Origin of the sequence: Brevibacillus sp. FIR094 (assembly GCF_050477165.1) — a bacterium.
Taxonomy (GTDB): domain Bacteria; phylum Bacillota; class Bacilli; order Brevibacillales; family Brevibacillaceae; genus Brevibacillus.
Genome location: NZ_JBEAES010000009.1, coordinates 142,521 through 157,159, shown reverse-complemented (window position 1 = coordinate 157,159; position 14,639 = coordinate 142,521). Strand labels below are relative to the sequence as shown.

Here is a 14,639-nt window from a genome sequence, read left to right as displayed (position 1 = left end):
GGGGAGAAATACCTTATGGAGAACGAGAAAACCCGCCCAATTCCGTTGAAGGATGACAATTATACACATAACATCAATCGTTCCAATGAGCGTAATCTGGATCGACGGAGTTTTATGAAAACAATGGTAGGGGCAGCCGGTCTTTTCGCCGCATCTACTCTGCCATGGGGGGCATTAGCTGCCAAGGAGCTGATGAGTTCATCCAGCAAGTCGTATCCCACACAAAAAATCGCGAATCTCAGCGATATAAAACCCGGAGATGCGATCGAGTTTGCTTATCCAGGAGAGCATGACAGCGCATTGTTCGTATATGTGAAGGAAAAGGAATACAAGGCGTATCAAAATGCATGTACCCACCTGCGTTGTCCAGTATTTTGGGACCGAGATGAGAAAGAGCTGCTATGTCCTTGCCATCATGGGAAATTTGATATCGCCACAGGTAAGCCGCTCGCTGGTCCCCCAAGAAGACCACTTCCGGAAATTGTGCTTCAAGAGAAAGATGGAGCCGTATACGCTGTAGGGGTGAAGAGTTATGAAGAGCAGCTATAGAGGTGTCATCCTATTAGCATTGATCTTGTTCGCCAGCATTGTGTGCACGCAGTACACAGTCAACATGTATTTTGCACAGCGATATATGGAGGTACTATTGCTCAGTGGTGCAACGGTAGTGTTGTTCCCACTGGCATGGATTGTATTTAGAAAAGACCAGCGAGATCGAAGAGAAGAAGGGAAATAACCCGGGGAAGGAAGTGTGATCAGTTGCCATGAATCCTAGTAAGCGAACGATTGCCGAGCTTCACCAAGAGCTGCCTGCCTTGGTGGATAAAAAAATGGGGATACTCATTCAAGATTTGGCGGATGATGCCGAACCACACAATCCGGCTCTCTTGGAAAGGCAGCTAGCAAAATGGGAGATCACGGAGGATGAGGAGCATTTGCGGCTCTATTTTAATCCTTGCCAGTTTGTTGCGATTCCCATCCAGAATGGACCGGTTGCTTTTTCGCAAGAGGATGACTGTATTCGAATGGTTGCTAAGGACAATCGGGGACAGCTAGCTTATCGCATTTCTTTTGGTAACTAACTCCCACTAGTAGATGGAGGGATTGTAATGGGACCACCGCCTATAGGATGTATGGGGAGGATGCAGGAGTTTGAAGGGAGAAGGAAGCTGTGTCCAGCTCTGGAAAAATTGAAAGACGAGCACCTATCATTGGCTGAGCAGATGAATGAGCTCGTACATCTAGCAAATAACCTGAAATCTACTGCCGATCCTACTAAAAGAAAGAAGGGCTTAACGGAGCTTCATGAGCTGGCGTCCTTGTTTCGGGCGGAACTGGAGAAACACTCCAGACGTGAGGAGGAAGACCTGTATCCCCTAATGGCTAACTATATCGAACGGGAACTGGGACCGATTGCTGCTATGGAGGAAGAGCATGATCTTATTCATGAAAGTCTGATGTCGTTCATGCGAATCGTTGAAATGGAAAAGTCTCAACCTGTTGAAGTAGAAGCTGTCCACACTCATTTGCTGAAGTCAGTAGAAATACTCTTGGAACATTTCTTTAAAGAAGAGAGTGTGCTGTTCCCGATGGCCGAATACGTATTGAGTGACGCAGAGAAAGAGCAGTTACGAGTACTGTTTCTAGATTAGAAATCATGTAGCCCTCCTACTGGTAAAAGTAGGGGGGTGATTTCATTTTTCAATCATATTCCTTCAAGGAAAAATGTGCAGGTTTCTACTGTCATCTGACGGTTTCAATCGGATGAAACCAATCATTTACTAGTAAGGATTAAATAGAGAAGGGGGTGTTCTAAGTGCCGATTATTAAACCGTATTTAGCCTCATTGAGATTTACGTCCACCATGGGAGCTGGAACTGGTACTGGTGCTGCGTTTGCCATTGCTGCAACTTCATTTACCACTGACGCGGGCGCTGCTGCGACAGCATTTCCTGGTACGTTTGCTTTTTACAATCTCTATGTCAATGGAGTGCTTCAGGCAGGAAATACTTCCTCAATCACAACGACGGCGATTACGATTCCTAATGGAGATGCAGAAAACGCTTCTGTATCCGTACTTGTAGAGTTCGTCGTTAACTAAGGTGAATAGGATGGTGGCCCCAGGTGGATGGAATGTGCCTGGGGTTCACTCATATGTGTCATTCGGAGTGAACGGTCGATGCACTTCGAGAAAGGACGAGTGATTTTATGAGGCGCTATGTCACACAGTTATACCCAGTGAGAAGACAGAGTCTGCAAATCGTCCAACCAGTAGGCTGTCCCGGAATTTTTCCAGTAAAACCCTCCCCAACGTGTCCTCCCTGTCCCCCGTGTCCATGTACTCCTGGTTTAATACGAACAGAAACCTATCAGTATACGGCCATTTCAGATGGCATCAAAAACATGTATACCAACAGTGATGCTGTCATGCTATTCAGTACTTCCGGCATTCTGGATCCGAATGAAGTTTCTGTTGTGAATCTATTCATCAATGGAATGCTACAACCTCCTAATTTATATGTTGTCCAACCAGGAGTGTTGATTCTGAGTGACATTCCAGTACAAGGTGCTCCTCTTATTCTTCAGTTCATCAAAATGATTGTCGTATAAATGGTTGCTTCCATAATGGGAAAAGGTCATGTCATACATACATGTCAGTTTCCTTCCATGTCACTTCAATTGGTCAAGCAAGGCATCAGGGTAAAGGCAGTTGCTCCCGGTCCAATCTGGACGCCGCTGCAAGTATCCAGCTACTCCGCAGAGTACATCACGACTTTGGGTGTCGACACACCGATGCGTCGCGCAGGGCAGCCGTTTGAGCTCGCTCCGACCTGTGTTTACCTGGCCTCGGATGATTCGGGATATGTCACGGGCCAGGTATTGCATGTCAATGGTGGAACGATGACAGAGACGTAATAGTGAATCAAAAATCTCGCGTCTTCGATTTGGCAGGCAAGATCGCTTGCTCTCCTTTTTCATAGAAAGCAAGTAGCGTATGGACAAAGCTCAATCTTGGTACGATCATATAGACGGCCAAGGCAGACCCAATGCTGATCAGGGCACCCACGATGACATCTGCCGGATAATGGACGCCTACCAAAATGCGAGAAAGGCCGACACAAGCCGCAAGCAGCATCCAGAGTGGTCCCGTTGTCTTTTTAAAAAGCCAGAAGGTCATGCAAAAGGAAAAAAACAGGATCGTATGGTCGCTGGGAAACGAATTGTCTACCGCCTTTTGTACTAATTGATTGACGTCAGCAAGCTCTGCGAATGGCTGATTATTCGCATGAAAGCTTCCGGCTACTTTCCCGAATAGCTCGGCGATGACAAACGTAAAACTTGCACAAACGACCATGATGCGATTCTCATGTTTTCTCGTAAACCAATACACCAAAGCACTCAACGCTAGAATAAACACCATATATTCCGCGACGTAAAAAGCCACGGGATTGAGAGCCGGATAATCTTTCCCCAAGTCATTAATCAAGCGAAAGTAGTGAATGTTGATTTCCATGCCATTCATTATTGGTGATCCCCCTTTACATGTAACAGGAGAATCGTAATTGATAGGAGAGAAATGGGAAATTGATTTACCTTACAGAGTATTACAGGGTTGTAAGGTTGGTTTCGTAGCATCAAAAAAGAGTCGGCAGAACCGTCTCTTTTTAGTTGGACAAGGGTCCCTCTTATTTGTTTTTGCCTTCTAATTCTGTTTTGGGGTAGATATCTTTTTTGATAGCCTTTAATTTTCCGACACGATCCATGGTCACGTTGATGTAATGATCCGGGGAAGTGTAAATCACGAGAATCTGTGTCTTGTTATCCTGGACAGTAGAGGAGTGGATCTGTGAGAACTTGTATTTTTCTGCTTGTTTTCCAAGCAAAAGTTTGAGATGCTCCTTGCCTTTTTTGATCGCTTCCTCATCACCTAAAACTGCTTTCGAAGAGGGGAGTCCGTTTTGAATGTCGACGGCGATCAACTCTCCCGTACTAGCGTTTACATGGATAACTCCGAAGTCTGGGGTAGTACCATCTGGTGTGCTCGACAAGATTACTTCCAGACGTTCGATAGGACCAGAAGTGGTGACCACATTCTCTTTTACGATAGAGGTGATGTGATAGTTCTTCAGGTCAGGGATGACTTCTTTTACGTGATTCAGAGTCCCTTTTGCTTTTTGATTCAGATCATTTATGGAAAGCTCTTCTAACTTGGTCGCAGTTACAGTTGCTTTCGGTTTGTTGGAAGAGGCTGCTGCGGCTTCGTTTGACAGAATAGGTGTGTTTGGCAAAAAGAGTGCCGCTATCAGGGTGAATGCGAGTGCCTTACGCTTGGTCATTTTTGATCATCCCCATTATTTGTTAATTGGGTGTACATGGATTAATACGGAAAGAGATCTACATAAGTAACTGTAAAAATTGTGAAATATTTATTACAGGACGAACAAAGGGAGAAAGTGTCGAAAAATAGTTTTGAAATTTTATTTCAAATCTGACAATTCATATTGATATTTTATTTCAAGTGTCTATAATACAAAATATGTAACGATTTACCAAAGTCATACTTGAATGTAAGCGCTTAACAAATTCGCGGACTAAAGGGGTGGTATCGTGTTGAATGGCGGGTTGCTGCGCATCCGCGAATCATTGCACAATATCAAGCGTTCTGAACAAAACGCAGCACATTACATTTTAGCCAATCCGGATGAGGTGATTCGTCTTTCCATCAAGGAACTCGCGGAAAGAAGCGAATCCAGCACAGCTGCCATCATACGCATGTGCAAAAGTATCGGTGTAGATGGTTTTCAGGAGTTGAAAATCAGAATAGCGGGTGATCTGCAATCGTCTACCGCTCAGGATGAATACAAAGAGATTCTTCCCGATGCTGATATGTACACCTTGATTGAATCGGTTTCGCTCAACAACATCCTTTCTTTGCGGGAGACGATCAAAATTTTGGATGCAGAAGCAGTGGAGCAGGCGATTGGTGAGCTGCTCCGAGCCACTCGGATTGATTTTTACGGAGTAGGTGCTTCGCAATTAGTTGCCCAGGATGCCCAACATAAATTTTTGCGCATAAATAAAATGTGCACGGCCCATTCGGATTCCCACTTGCAGCTTACTTCGGCAGTCACCTTGACAACTGGTGATGTGGCAGTCGGTATCTCGAATTCGGGGGAGACCTCGCAGATCATAACCACGATGAAACAAGCCCGCAAATCGGGTGCTGTGACCATTGGCATTACCAAATACGGCACAAACTCCTTGGCGGAATGCGTGGATATTCACTTAACCACGTTTTCAACAGAAGCGGATGAACGCAGTGCCGCCACTTCCTCACGAATCGCACAACTCAATGTGATCGACATCTTGTTTAGAGGTGTTGCTGCCAAAAATTACGATGTCTCTGCTGCGTACTTGCGCCAGACGCGTAAAGCTGTTCGGGAGCAATACAAATAAACAAATCCTCCTTAGCATACACAAAATCCTGCCTTTATCCTTTTATCCTTATCAATCAAGTGCGTTAGGCGTTTGGAAATATCGTTAGCTATGCAAGATTTTTACTTATTGCAATTGGGGAGGTTTTCCATGAAAAAGAGAAGGTTTCTCTCAGTACTCGGTTTGATTGGCTTAGCCGCGGCATTGCTTATTTCCGGATGTAGCAGCCAGTCCTCCACGCAGCAGGGGGACAAAGTCGAATTGTATATGGGCTACAGCTCTGATCCACCCACGAAGAAAAAGATGGAAGAAATTATTGCAAAATTCGAACAATCACATCCTCACATCAAAATCAAAACGATGACGGCTCCTTATGATGACTTCTATCAAAAGCTGACGACTCAGATCGCGGCCGGGAATGCGCCTGATCTATGGCAGAGCGACGGGACAAAAGTATTTGGTTACGCCCAACGCGGCGCGATTCTCGACATCACCGACTACGTCACGAAAGAGATTAACAAAGAGGAGCTCAACGGTCTGGAGTTCAACAAAGACTCAGATGGGAAGTATTGGGGCGTGCCGCAGGGCATCCAAGTGGGAGCCCTTTTCTACAACAAGGATTTGTTCGACAAAGCGGGCGTACCATACCCTACGGCTGACTGGACCTGGGATGATTTGAAGGCGGCTTCCGTCAAGCTGACCCTCGATGCCAACGGGAAAAATGCAGACGACCCTGCTTTTGACAAAAAATCAGTGAAGCAGTACGGCTTCGCGTTTTTCGGTAGCTCACGCGGTGCATTTAACATCTTGAAAGCGTATGGTGGCGGGGTATTGGACCCGACGTTGAAAAAATCGGTGATCAACAGCCCGGAGAACAAAAAAGCGGTCGAGTGGATGGTCGACGGCATGCAGCGCAAGCTATTCCCGAATCCGGCTGATTTGAAGGCGTTCCAGAGCAACTTCAAAGCGTTTTTGAGCGGGGCTGTGGCAATGCAAATCGATATTTACGCAGCAACAACCTCGATGAATGGTGCAGGGTTGAATTACGATGTCGCTCCTATGCCAAAAGGACCGGACGGCAAACGCTTCGCGCCTGTAATCGCCAACTCATGGGTCATCAACAAAAAAGCAGAGGAGCAGAAGGTCAAGGCCGCTAAAGAATGGATCACCTACTGGACGACATCGGATGAAGCACAAAAAGAGTGGACGGAAGTAGGGGAAGCCATTCCGGTGAAAAAATCAGTGGCGAATTCCGAAATGTTCCTAAACCCAGCTACGAAGCCAGAAAACAAAAAGGTCTTCCTCGACACCTTGGAGTTCGCGGGCACGATTGATACCAACGCTGTCTTCACCGAGTGGGTGAAGGTGTTCACGGATAATCTGGCGGAGCTATTCATGGATAAATACGGAACGGATGAATTCATCACGAAAACAGATCAAGGCATTCAAAAAGTTCTGGATGACTTCTTCAAGAAGCAGTAGTCATCTATCAGTGAGGATGTGTGCCAACCATGCTAGAGCTGCAAACCAAGCAACAGGCGAAGCCTGCTGTGAAAAAGAGAAAATGGTTGGATAGCGAGGGGAGATGGGGACTGCTCCTGGTCTCCCCTTATCTCATCCACTTTCTCGTATTCGTCGTAGGAACATCGGTCGCGTCATTGTACTTCAGCTTTTCGGACTACGATATTTTAAATCCGCCAAAATGGACGGGCTTGGACAACTATGCAAAGCTGTTTGAAGATCCGCTGTTTTATCGCGCGTTATGGAATACGGTCTATTTTACGATCCTGTATGTTCCGGCCAAAACGTTTTTGGCGTTGCTGTTAGCAGTGGCCCTGAATCAAAAGCTGAAGGGCCTGAAATTTTTCAGGATGGTTCACTTTTTGCCGGTTATCTCCTCATGGACGGTGATCGCGTATGTAGCGGATGCGGTGTTCAACCAGCGGATCGGTTTTGCCAATGCTTTTCTGTCTAAACTTGGGCTAGCCCCGCAAAACTGGCTGATTGATGAATTCTGGGTCATCCCGATTTTGGTTCTCATCGCCATCTGGAAGTCAGTCGGCTACATGATGATTATTTTTCTAGCTGGGCTGCAAGGAATTTCTTCTGACATGTACGAGGCAGCCTCGATTGATGGAGCAAACGCCTGGCAAAAGTTTTGGCGGGTGACAGTCCCGATGATTTCTGGCACGACGTTTCTGGTCGTCATCTTGAATACGATTTACTCCTTCCAAAACTTCGAGCAGATTTTTGTCATGACCGGAGGCTCTACGGAGGCAGGCTCGACAGGTGGTGCGAACAACGCCAGCCTCGTCCTGATGCTGTTCATGTTCCGCCAAGCATTCAGCTTTTTTAAAATGGGCTACGCCTCTGCCATCGCGTGGGTGTTGTTCCTCATCTTGCTTGCCATTACGCTCATCCAATTCAAGCTGCAAAAGAAATGGGTTCATTATGATTAAGAGGCAAGGAGGTAGCCATGCAAAAGCGTTTTCCTCTCAATAAAATCGTTGGATACCTGTTTGTCATAGCGAGTGCGTTGATTATGCTGGTTCCGTTTTTAACGACCGTGTTTAACTCGCTGAAAACTTACAAGCAGTACATGCAATTTCCGCCAGAATGGCTGCCCAATCCAACACAGTGGAGCAACTATACAACCGTGTGGGAACAGGCGAATTTTAGCAGCTATACGATTAACAGTCTGATTGTCGCGATTCTTTCGGTTATCGGGGCCTTATTGTCCAGCTCGATGATTGCCTTTGCCTTTGCCAGGCTGCGCTTTCCTTTCCGCGACACGCTGTTCATGATCGTGTTGGGAACGATGATGATCCCGGGGATCGTCACGATCGTCCCGCAGTTTATTATCTTTAAAAATTTGGGACTGCTCGACACGTTGGCTCCGCTTTGGATATTGGAGTGGCTCGGACAGCCGTTTGCCATTTTTTTAATGAGGCAAGCGTTTTTGAATATCCCGAAGGATTACGAGGAAGCGGCAAAGCTGGATGGCTGCAATCCGTTCCAGATTTATTGGCGGGTGTTTTTGCCGATGTGCAAGCCTTCCTTGGCAACACTGGCGGTCTTTACGTTTATGGGGAAGTGGAATGAGATTTTGGCGCCAGTCATTTATCTCATTTCGGACGAGAACTTTACGCTGCCGATCGGAATTTTGTCTTTGAGCGGTCAATACAAGACAGAGGATCAACTGCTGGTTGCAGGGGCCTTGATCAGCTTGATCCCGATTTTGATCGTGTTTTTGTTTGCGGAGAAATATTTTGTGGAAGGCTCCAAAACTTCTGGATTGAAATAGGGCGTAAAGGAGGCAAGCATCCTATGCAATACGTACCTTGGGACGATCTATATGCAGACGCTCTGTGCGAGCTATGGAATCAGGAGTTGGGTGATCGCTTTCCCATGCGGCCTGGGCTCATGAGACAAAACAGCTTCGAGGATCAGAATGTAGTCAAAGCCGGGTCGTGGATTGCGATAGATGCTATGACGCAGCGTCCCGTCGGTTTTGTCGTGGCCAAATGCTGGCAGGAAAAGCTCGACATTCAGTTGGGGAAAGGCATTGGTTGGATACAAGTCTTACTCGTGTCTACAGCACATCGCGGGCAAGGAGTCGGGCGCCAATTGCTGGCAAGGGCAGAAAATGCGTTGCGAGAGCAAGGAGTGGAAAAAGTCTTGCTGGGACGCGATCCGTATCATTATTTCCCGGGCATACCCGATGAATCTGCGGACGTAAAAGCGTGGTTTGAGAGACAAGGGTATCACTCGGAGGGTCGATTGGAGAACGATCTATTATGCCAGTATCTCGAACCAGCGGAGCTGGAATTACCAGAGGTACCAGATGGCGACTTTCGACTGTTGACGAGGGCGGACCAAGAAGCCTTTTTGGCCTTCTTGCATCGATGCTTTCCCGGACGCTGGGAGTATGAAGCCATTCACTATTTCCAGCGGGGAGGAACCGGACGCGAATTCGTCGTGGTGGAGCTGTACGGCGAGATCGTCGGTTTTTGCCGGATCAATGATGCCAATTCTCCGTTTATTGCCCAAAACGTATACTGGGCACCTTTGTTTGCGGATGGGCTGGGCGGTATCGGTCCGTTGGGCGTGGATGCGGAGTATAGAGGACGGGGCTTGGGACTGGCGATTGTGGAGGCAGGCATTGTAGCTTTGCAGAACCGGGGTATCCCAAACATTGTCATTGATTGGACGACGCTGGTCGACTTCTATGCGAGGCTCGGGTATCACAGCTGGAAGCAGTATGCGAAGTACGGCAAAGCATTCTCTTAACAAGAGCAAATCGGTAGAGAGGAGGATTCCATGCAAGCCGAACATATGACAGTGGAACAGAAGGTCGGGCAACTGCTGATGATTGGTTACCCTACACTGGATATTCCCGAAGAAATGGAAGCGTGGATCAAACAAAAACAGATTGGCAATGTGATTCTTTTTAGCCGCAATATCGGGACACCGGAGGAGACCTATCAGCGCGTGCAGAAACTCCAGAGCTGGGCGTATGAGTCTGGGCAGCCCTATCCGCTATTGATCGGGACCGATCAGGAAAATGGCGTGGTTTCCCGTCTGCAAAAAGGGGCGACGCGCTTTCCCGGAGCGATGGCTTTGGGTGCCACAGGCAATCTCGACCAAGCCAAGCGTATCTACCAGGCAACAGGTGAGGAACTGCGTGCAGCAGGGATTTCAGTCAATTTCGCCCCGACGGTCGATGTGAACAACAATGCGGACAATCCGGTCATTGGGGTGCGGTCTTTTGGTGAAGCGCCAGAGCAGGTGGCGCGGTTTGGTGAGGCCGCCATTCAAGGCTTACTTACAAGTGGTGTCATTCCCGCTATCAAGCACTTCCCGGGTCATGGTGATACGAGCATCGATTCTCATGAAGCCGTTCCTGTGCTCGAACATGATCGGATGCGACTGGATCAGGTTGAGTTAGTCCCATTCCAGCGCAGTATCGCGGCAGGAGTCCCCATGGTGATGGTTGGACATATCAGTTTGCCGAGTATGGATGCGTCGGGGTCTCCTGCTACGTATTCCAAGGAGATCGTGACGGGAATATTGCGTGAGTCGCTCGGCTTTGATGGGGTCGCAATAACGGATTGTATGGAAATGGCCGCCATTGCGGGTACCATCGGGGTTCCAGAAGCGGCGGTGCGTTGTGTGCAGGCTGGGATCGATCTGGTTCTGGTTTCCCACACGCATGAAGTTCAGCAAAAAACGTATGAACGACTCGTTGCAGCCATTCATTCGGGGGAGCTATCAGATAAGCGGGTCAACGAAGCTGTAAATCGCGTGCTTCAATTAAAGAAACGATTTCTTTCCTGGGAGCATTGTTTGCGAAAAACAGGCCCTTCCTTTGACCGTGTCCAACATGCAGACATGGCGAGAAGTACGCTCGCCCAAGCCATAACCTTGGTGAAAAATGAACATCAACTGCTTCCTTTACAGAGAAGCACGCAACCGCTCGGTGTGATTTTTCCAGGGATTGCTAATCTTACGTTGGCAGAGGATGGGCAAGCAGCTTCTGGCGATTTGGTCGCACCATTGAGAAAATATCGTGAAGTTGAATACCATATGATGTCGACGCTCAACCCGACAGAGGATGAAGGGGAGAGGGTGGCGAATGTGATGTCGTCTTTGGAGCACATCGTCGTATTTACGTACAATGCCCATATCTTTAAAGGCCAATCGCTGCTGGTGAATCGGCTCGTTCAACAGGGAAAAAAGGTCGTAGCTGTCGCCCTGCGAAACCCGTATGATCTCTTGGTAATGACCGAGGTCGATGCGTATCTCGCCGTTTACGACCATACGCACCAAGCGATAGAGCTTGTGGCAGACATTTTGTTCGGGGAACGAAAGGCCGCTGGACATCTTCCGGTCAGTCTGTTTCCATCGGAGAAAAAGCAGCATGGTGTGGGGTAGAAAGAGAAGATGAGTGTAGATGGGTGGGAGGTAACTGGATGAAGTTTCACCTGCGTGACTTAACGACAGAAACAAGAAATCGGAATACGGAAGAGCTGGATAAATTCTCTACGATGGAAATTATCCAGATTATGAATGAAGAGGATAAAACAGTTGCGTTTGCCGTTGAAAAGGAGCTGGCTTCGATTGCAGCGGCTGTTGACTTGATCGCAGAATGTCTGGAAAACGGCGGAAGACTCTTTTATTTTGGAGCAGGAACGAGTGGGAGATTGGGCTTGCTCGATGCTGCTGAATGCCCGCCAACCTTTGGGACGGACCCCGCATTGGTGCAGGGAGTCATAGCAGGCGGGGAAAAAGCTATCGTCAGGGCAGTCGAAGGAGCCGAAGACGTGGAGCAGAACGGCAGGGAAGATGTGATTGCCTATGGCGTAAAGGCAGGGGATGCCGTGGTGGGAATTGCAGCGAGTGGTCGGACACCCTATGTCATCGGAGCTTTGGCGGAAGCAAGAAGGCAGCAGGCAAAAATCATTTCGTTGTCCTGCAACCAGGTGGCACAGATCAGTCAAGGTGTAGATGTCGCAATTAATGTGGTAGTAGGACCAGAGGTAGTGACCGGATCGACTCGCTTAAAAGCAGCGACGGCGCAGAAGATGGTCCTCAATATGATTACGACCGGATGCATGGTACGGTTAGGGAAAGTGTACAAAAATTTGATGGTCAATGTGCAGGTAACCAATGAGAAACTGAAGGAACGGGCAAAACAAATCGTGGCAGAGGCGACCAATATCTCTACCGATGAGGCAGACGTACTGTTGCACAAAGCAGACGGTGACGCAAAACTGGCGATCGTGATGCAAAAGACGAGTTTGCCAGCAGAGGACGCAAGCCGTTTGCTCACCCAGTACAAGGGCAACATTCGACGGATTTTGGAAAGGAATCACAATCAGGAATGATCAGCCTAATCCTTTTGGATGAGGCTTTTTTTTGTTATTCGAGGTCTTTAAGGTAGCGGAGTGCTTTCTCAAATTGTTCTACTTTTGAATTCGCCTTACTTAGCCACTGCAAACCAGTCTTTCGGGAACGATATCCTCCCGTGCTAAATTGGTACTGTTTTATCCATGAAAGTATGTCTTGCTCGTTATCCAATCCCAAATAGTATAAAGGCTCGATCGCTTTTTTTAACAATTCTTCTTCCAACTGAGGCCGAAAGTGAAGGACTGCCGATACAACCATAAAATAACCTTCAGCTGCAGTGGGGCAGGTATAGCTCGGAATCCATGAGTGGATTTTTTGGATGATTTCTTGGTCTGAAGCTGTGCATGTATGAGATTCAATGGAATAAATCAAAGTCATGATTTCATCGAAGTTTGTTGACAAATTCTCCGCCCCCCATTAATGCTTTTTCCACCATTATAAGACAAACGACATAACTGGTAATGAAAATCACTTGTATGATCCATAAAATGTTCATTTGAATATTGGCGAAAAAGAGGATATGATTGCATTAATTCTTATATTATAATTTTTATAATCTAAATGGACAGAGGTGATAGGTATGAAAAAGGGTGATTTTCACCATCTTGATCATGTGAAAGAACAGCAAACATCGAAGAAAACACTGTGGATTACGCTCCTATTGACTCTGTTTTTTACGATCGTGGAGATTGTGGGAGGCTTGATGTCCAATTCACTCGCGCTCCTGTCCGACTCCGCCCATATGATTTCTGACGTCTTTGCTTTAGGGTTGAGTATGACCGCTATTTATATGGCGACACGTAAGCCGACTAAGAAGTACACGTTCGGATTTCTCCGTTTTGAAATTATTGCTTCGTTCTTGAATGGCTTGGCTCTTGCCGTGATTTCGATCGGGATTGTGATTGAAGGGATCAAACGGATGATCAATCCGCAAGACGTTGATTTGCAGTTGATGCTGACCATCGCATCGATCGGATTGGTTGTAAACATCGTGCTGACCATCGTACTTTCCCGCAGTATGAAGGAAGAAGACAACCTCAATGTAAAAAGCGCATTATGGCACTTTATTGGAGATTTGCTCAGCTCCGTTGGTGTCATTACGTCAGCGATTCTCATTTACATGACGGGCTACTACTTGTTCGACCCGTTGATTAGCTTGGTGATTGGGGGAATTATTTTTACAGGTGGTGCCAAAATCATTCGTGAGTCGCTACTCGTGTTGATGGAATCTGTTCCAGAGCAGTTTGATCTCGAGCAAATCCGTCAGGACCTTAGTGAAGTAGAAGGTGTGGAGGATGTTCATGAGCTGCACCTGTGGGCGGTATCCACAGAACATTACTCCCTGACAGCGCATGTGTTCGTTCGTGAAGGCATCCAGCCGTATTGTGTCATTCTGGCGATTAATCACATTCTGCAAACGAAGTACGGAATTGACCATTCGACAATTCAGATCGAGCACCCGACGATTCTGGATCACGGGGAATATGGCAAGCAGTTTTTGCTTAAGCAAGCATAAATGACCATGAGAAAAAGGCTAGTCTCCAAGGAAGCTCAGGAGATAGCCTTTTTTATTTACTTCCCCGTAAAGAAACTGAACACATAGGGTGAACGTCTTACTAGATAGGAAGGAGGTTTTTTTATGAGAATTACAACCAAGTTGCCGCAGTATCATGAAAATGTACATGTCGAGTTGATGAAAAATGAATGGGTTCCACTGAAAGAACCACAGAGTTTGGGCAGGGCCACTCTTTTATCAATTCCATTCATGCTAATTAATGCACTCATCGCCTATGGGATCATCCATATTTTGTCGCCAATAACCTTTCAGGAATTTGGACTAACATCCGGCTCTCTATCCATATCCATTGATTTCGGTGTGATTTTCTTCTTACTTGCCTTGGTCATTTTTCATGAAGGCTTGCATTTGATTTTTATCCCCAATTTCATGAGATCAGAAAAAACATGGATGGGGCTTACCTTGTTTGGAGGGTTTGTAGCAACGGAAGAAAAGATTCGAAAAGCAAGATACATACTGATAACCATCGCCCCATTCGTTATCATTTCGGTTATGTTGCCATTTCTTCTAGGTTTATTGGGGCTGTTTACTACCATGTTAAAATTTTTGGTTTTGATAAACGCAATCGCTTCATCCGTCGATATGTTGAATCTATTCCTGGTGATGAAGCAAGTTCCGAAACAGGCTATTTTGATCAGTAACGGACAAAAGACGTATTGGAAAGCGCTTGCCCCTCAGCATGATCTTGAAAAATGCCGATAACGGATGCAAGCAAGGA

General features: G+C 46.9%; 18 protein-coding genes and 1 pseudogene. 16 read left to right on the top strand and 3 right to left on the bottom strand.

Annotated features, from left to right (window positions below):
• Positions 1-15 precede the first annotated feature (15 nt).
• The 7 genes and pseudogenes from ACQ5DJ_RS10145 to ACQ5DJ_RS10115 all read left to right on the top strand — a co-directional run.
• Positions 16-549, top strand: coding sequence for a Rieske (2Fe-2S) protein (locus ACQ5DJ_RS10145; protein WP_429842356.1), 534 nt, complete (start codon positions 16-18; stop codon positions 547-549).
• Positions 533-736 carry a hypothetical protein gene (locus ACQ5DJ_RS10140; RefSeq protein ID WP_429842355.1) on the top strand — a complete coding sequence of 68 codons (204 nt, stop codon included), beginning with the start codon at positions 533-535 and terminating at the stop codon, positions 734-736. The genes ACQ5DJ_RS10145 and ACQ5DJ_RS10140 overlap by 17 nt, the downstream gene beginning before the upstream one ends.
• A 28-nt stretch (positions 737-764) precedes the next feature.
• Positions 765-1,082 carry a hypothetical protein gene (locus tag ACQ5DJ_RS10135; protein ID WP_429842354.1) on the top strand — a complete coding sequence of 106 codons (318 nt, stop codon included), beginning with the start codon at positions 765-767 and terminating at the stop codon, positions 1,080-1,082.
• A gap of 60 nt (positions 1,083-1,142) precedes the next feature.
• Positions 1,143-1,652 (top strand): hemerythrin domain-containing protein, encoded by a 510-nt coding sequence (locus tag ACQ5DJ_RS10130; RefSeq protein WP_429842353.1) that lies wholly within the window; start codon positions 1,143-1,145, stop codon positions 1,650-1,652.
• 164 nt (positions 1,653-1,816) lie between these two features.
• Positions 1,817-2,101 (top strand): DUF4183 domain-containing protein, encoded by a 285-nt coding sequence (locus ACQ5DJ_RS10125; protein WP_429842352.1) that lies wholly within the window; start codon positions 1,817-1,819, stop codon positions 2,099-2,101.
• A gap of 107 nt (positions 2,102-2,208) precedes the next feature.
• A complete protein-coding gene (locus ACQ5DJ_RS10120) occupies positions 2,209-2,610 on the top strand; it encodes a DUF4183 domain-containing protein (RefSeq protein WP_429842351.1) in 402 nt (133 codons plus the stop codon).
• A 54-nt stretch (positions 2,611-2,664) separates the two neighbouring features.
• A pseudogene (locus ACQ5DJ_RS10115) lies at positions 2,665-2,916 on the top strand (SDR family oxidoreductase); the annotation flags it as partial.
• Positions 2,917-2,923: 7 nt separating this feature from the next.
• Here ACQ5DJ_RS10115 and ACQ5DJ_RS10110 read toward each other — a convergent pair.
• A complete protein-coding gene (locus ACQ5DJ_RS10110; RefSeq protein WP_429842350.1) occupies positions 2,924-3,523 on the bottom strand; it encodes an undecaprenyl-diphosphatase in 600 nt (199 codons plus the stop codon).
• A 163-nt stretch (positions 3,524-3,686) separates the two neighbouring features.
• Positions 3,687-4,337 carry a hypothetical protein gene (locus ACQ5DJ_RS10105; RefSeq protein WP_429842349.1) on the bottom strand — a complete coding sequence of 217 codons (651 nt, stop codon included), beginning with the start codon at positions 4,335-4,337 and terminating at the stop codon, positions 3,687-3,689.
• A 274-nt stretch (positions 4,338-4,611) separates the two neighbouring features.
• Here ACQ5DJ_RS10105 and ACQ5DJ_RS10100 point away from each other — a divergent pair, with 274 nt between their 5' ends.
• The 7 genes from ACQ5DJ_RS10100 to murQ all read left to right on the top strand — a co-directional run bounded on the left by ACQ5DJ_RS10100 (position 4,612) and on the right by murQ (position 12,323).
• The gene (locus ACQ5DJ_RS10100) at positions 4,612-5,457 is read left to right on the top strand and encodes a MurR/RpiR family transcriptional regulator (RefSeq protein WP_429842424.1); all 846 of its coding nucleotides are present in this window, start codon (positions 4,612-4,614) and stop codon (positions 5,455-5,457) included.
• Between the two features lie 129 nt (positions 5,458-5,586).
• A complete protein-coding gene (locus tag ACQ5DJ_RS10095; protein WP_429842348.1) occupies positions 5,587-6,918 on the top strand; it encodes an ABC transporter substrate-binding protein in 1,332 nt (443 codons plus the stop codon).
• Positions 6,919-6,947: 29 nt separating this feature from the next.
• Positions 6,948-7,895 carry a carbohydrate ABC transporter permease gene (locus tag ACQ5DJ_RS10090; RefSeq protein ID WP_429842347.1) on the top strand — a complete coding sequence of 316 codons (948 nt, stop codon included), beginning with the start codon at positions 6,948-6,950 and terminating at the stop codon, positions 7,893-7,895.
• 17 nt (positions 7,896-7,912) lie between these two features.
• Positions 7,913-8,740, top strand: a complete 828-nt coding sequence (locus ACQ5DJ_RS10085; protein ID WP_015892945.1) for a carbohydrate ABC transporter permease — start codon at positions 7,913-7,915, stop codon at positions 8,738-8,740.
• A gap of 23 nt (positions 8,741-8,763) precedes the next feature.
• Entirely contained in the window at positions 8,764-9,726 is a 963-nt protein-coding gene (locus ACQ5DJ_RS10080) for a GNAT family N-acetyltransferase (protein ID WP_429842346.1), read from the top strand.
• Between the two features lie 30 nt (positions 9,727-9,756).
• Positions 9,757-11,370, top strand: coding sequence for a glycoside hydrolase family 3 N-terminal domain-containing protein (locus tag ACQ5DJ_RS10075; protein WP_429842345.1), 1,614 nt, complete (start codon positions 9,757-9,759; stop codon positions 11,368-11,370).
• A gap of 38 nt (positions 11,371-11,408) precedes the next feature.
• Positions 11,409-12,323 (top strand): N-acetylmuramic acid 6-phosphate etherase, encoded by a 915-nt coding sequence (murQ, locus tag ACQ5DJ_RS10070; RefSeq protein ID WP_429842344.1) that lies wholly within the window; start codon positions 11,409-11,411, stop codon positions 12,321-12,323.
• Positions 12,324-12,357: 34 nt separating this feature from the next.
• Here the strand turns inward: murQ and ACQ5DJ_RS10065 are convergent, their stop codons facing one another.
• Positions 12,358-12,747, bottom strand: coding sequence for a hypothetical protein (locus ACQ5DJ_RS10065; protein WP_429842343.1), 390 nt, complete (start codon positions 12,745-12,747; stop codon positions 12,358-12,360).
• A 178-nt stretch (positions 12,748-12,925) separates the two neighbouring features.
• Here ACQ5DJ_RS10065 and ACQ5DJ_RS10060 point away from each other — a divergent pair, with 178 nt between their 5' ends.
• Together ACQ5DJ_RS10060 and ACQ5DJ_RS10055 are read left to right on the top strand one after the other, a co-directional pair.
• Positions 12,926-13,861 (top strand): cation diffusion facilitator family transporter, encoded by a 936-nt coding sequence (locus ACQ5DJ_RS10060; protein ID WP_429842342.1) that lies wholly within the window; start codon positions 12,926-12,928, stop codon positions 13,859-13,861.
• A gap of 123 nt (positions 13,862-13,984) precedes the next feature.
• A complete protein-coding gene (locus ACQ5DJ_RS10055) occupies positions 13,985-14,623 on the top strand; it encodes a DUF3267 domain-containing protein (protein ID WP_429842341.1) in 639 nt (212 codons plus the stop codon).
• Positions 14,624-14,639 lie beyond the last annotated feature (16 nt).

Coding starts and splice junctions, on each gene's coding strand:
- ACQ5DJ_RS10145 (WP_429842356.1), top strand. CDS start 16: ATGGAGAACGAGAAAACCCGCCCAATTCCGTTGAAGGATGACAATTAT.
- ACQ5DJ_RS10140 (WP_429842355.1), top strand. CDS start 533: ATGAAGAGCAGCTATAGAGGTGTCATCCTATTAGCATTGATCTTGTTC.
- ACQ5DJ_RS10135 (WP_429842354.1), top strand. CDS start 765: ATGAATCCTAGTAAGCGAACGATTGCCGAGCTTCACCAAGAGCTGCCT.
- ACQ5DJ_RS10130 (WP_429842353.1), top strand. CDS start 1,143: ATGCAGGAGTTTGAAGGGAGAAGGAAGCTGTGTCCAGCTCTGGAAAAA.
- ACQ5DJ_RS10120 (WP_429842351.1), top strand. CDS start 2,209: ATGAGGCGCTATGTCACACAGTTATACCCAGTGAGAAGACAGAGTCTG.
- ACQ5DJ_RS10110 (WP_429842350.1), bottom strand. CDS start 3,523: ATGAATGGCATGGAAATCAACATTCACTACTTTCGCTTGATTAATGAC.
- ACQ5DJ_RS10105 (WP_429842349.1), bottom strand. CDS start 4,337: ATGACCAAGCGTAAGGCACTCGCATTCACCCTGATAGCGGCACTCTTT.
- ACQ5DJ_RS10095 (WP_429842348.1), top strand. CDS start 5,587: ATGAAAAAGAGAAGGTTTCTCTCAGTACTCGGTTTGATTGGCTTAGCC.
- ACQ5DJ_RS10090 (WP_429842347.1), top strand. CDS start 6,948: ATGCTAGAGCTGCAAACCAAGCAACAGGCGAAGCCTGCTGTGAAAAAG.
- ACQ5DJ_RS10085 (WP_015892945.1), top strand. CDS start 7,913: ATGCAAAAGCGTTTTCCTCTCAATAAAATCGTTGGATACCTGTTTGTC.
- ACQ5DJ_RS10080 (WP_429842346.1), top strand. CDS start 8,764: ATGCAATACGTACCTTGGGACGATCTATATGCAGACGCTCTGTGCGAG.
- ACQ5DJ_RS10075 (WP_429842345.1), top strand. CDS start 9,757: ATGCAAGCCGAACATATGACAGTGGAACAGAAGGTCGGGCAACTGCTG.
- murQ (WP_429842344.1), top strand. CDS start 11,409: ATGAAGTTTCACCTGCGTGACTTAACGACAGAAACAAGAAATCGGAAT.
- ACQ5DJ_RS10060 (WP_429842342.1), top strand. CDS start 12,926: ATGAAAAAGGGTGATTTTCACCATCTTGATCATGTGAAAGAACAGCAA.
- ACQ5DJ_RS10055 (WP_429842341.1), top strand. CDS start 13,985: ATGAGAATTACAACCAAGTTGCCGCAGTATCATGAAAATGTACATGTC.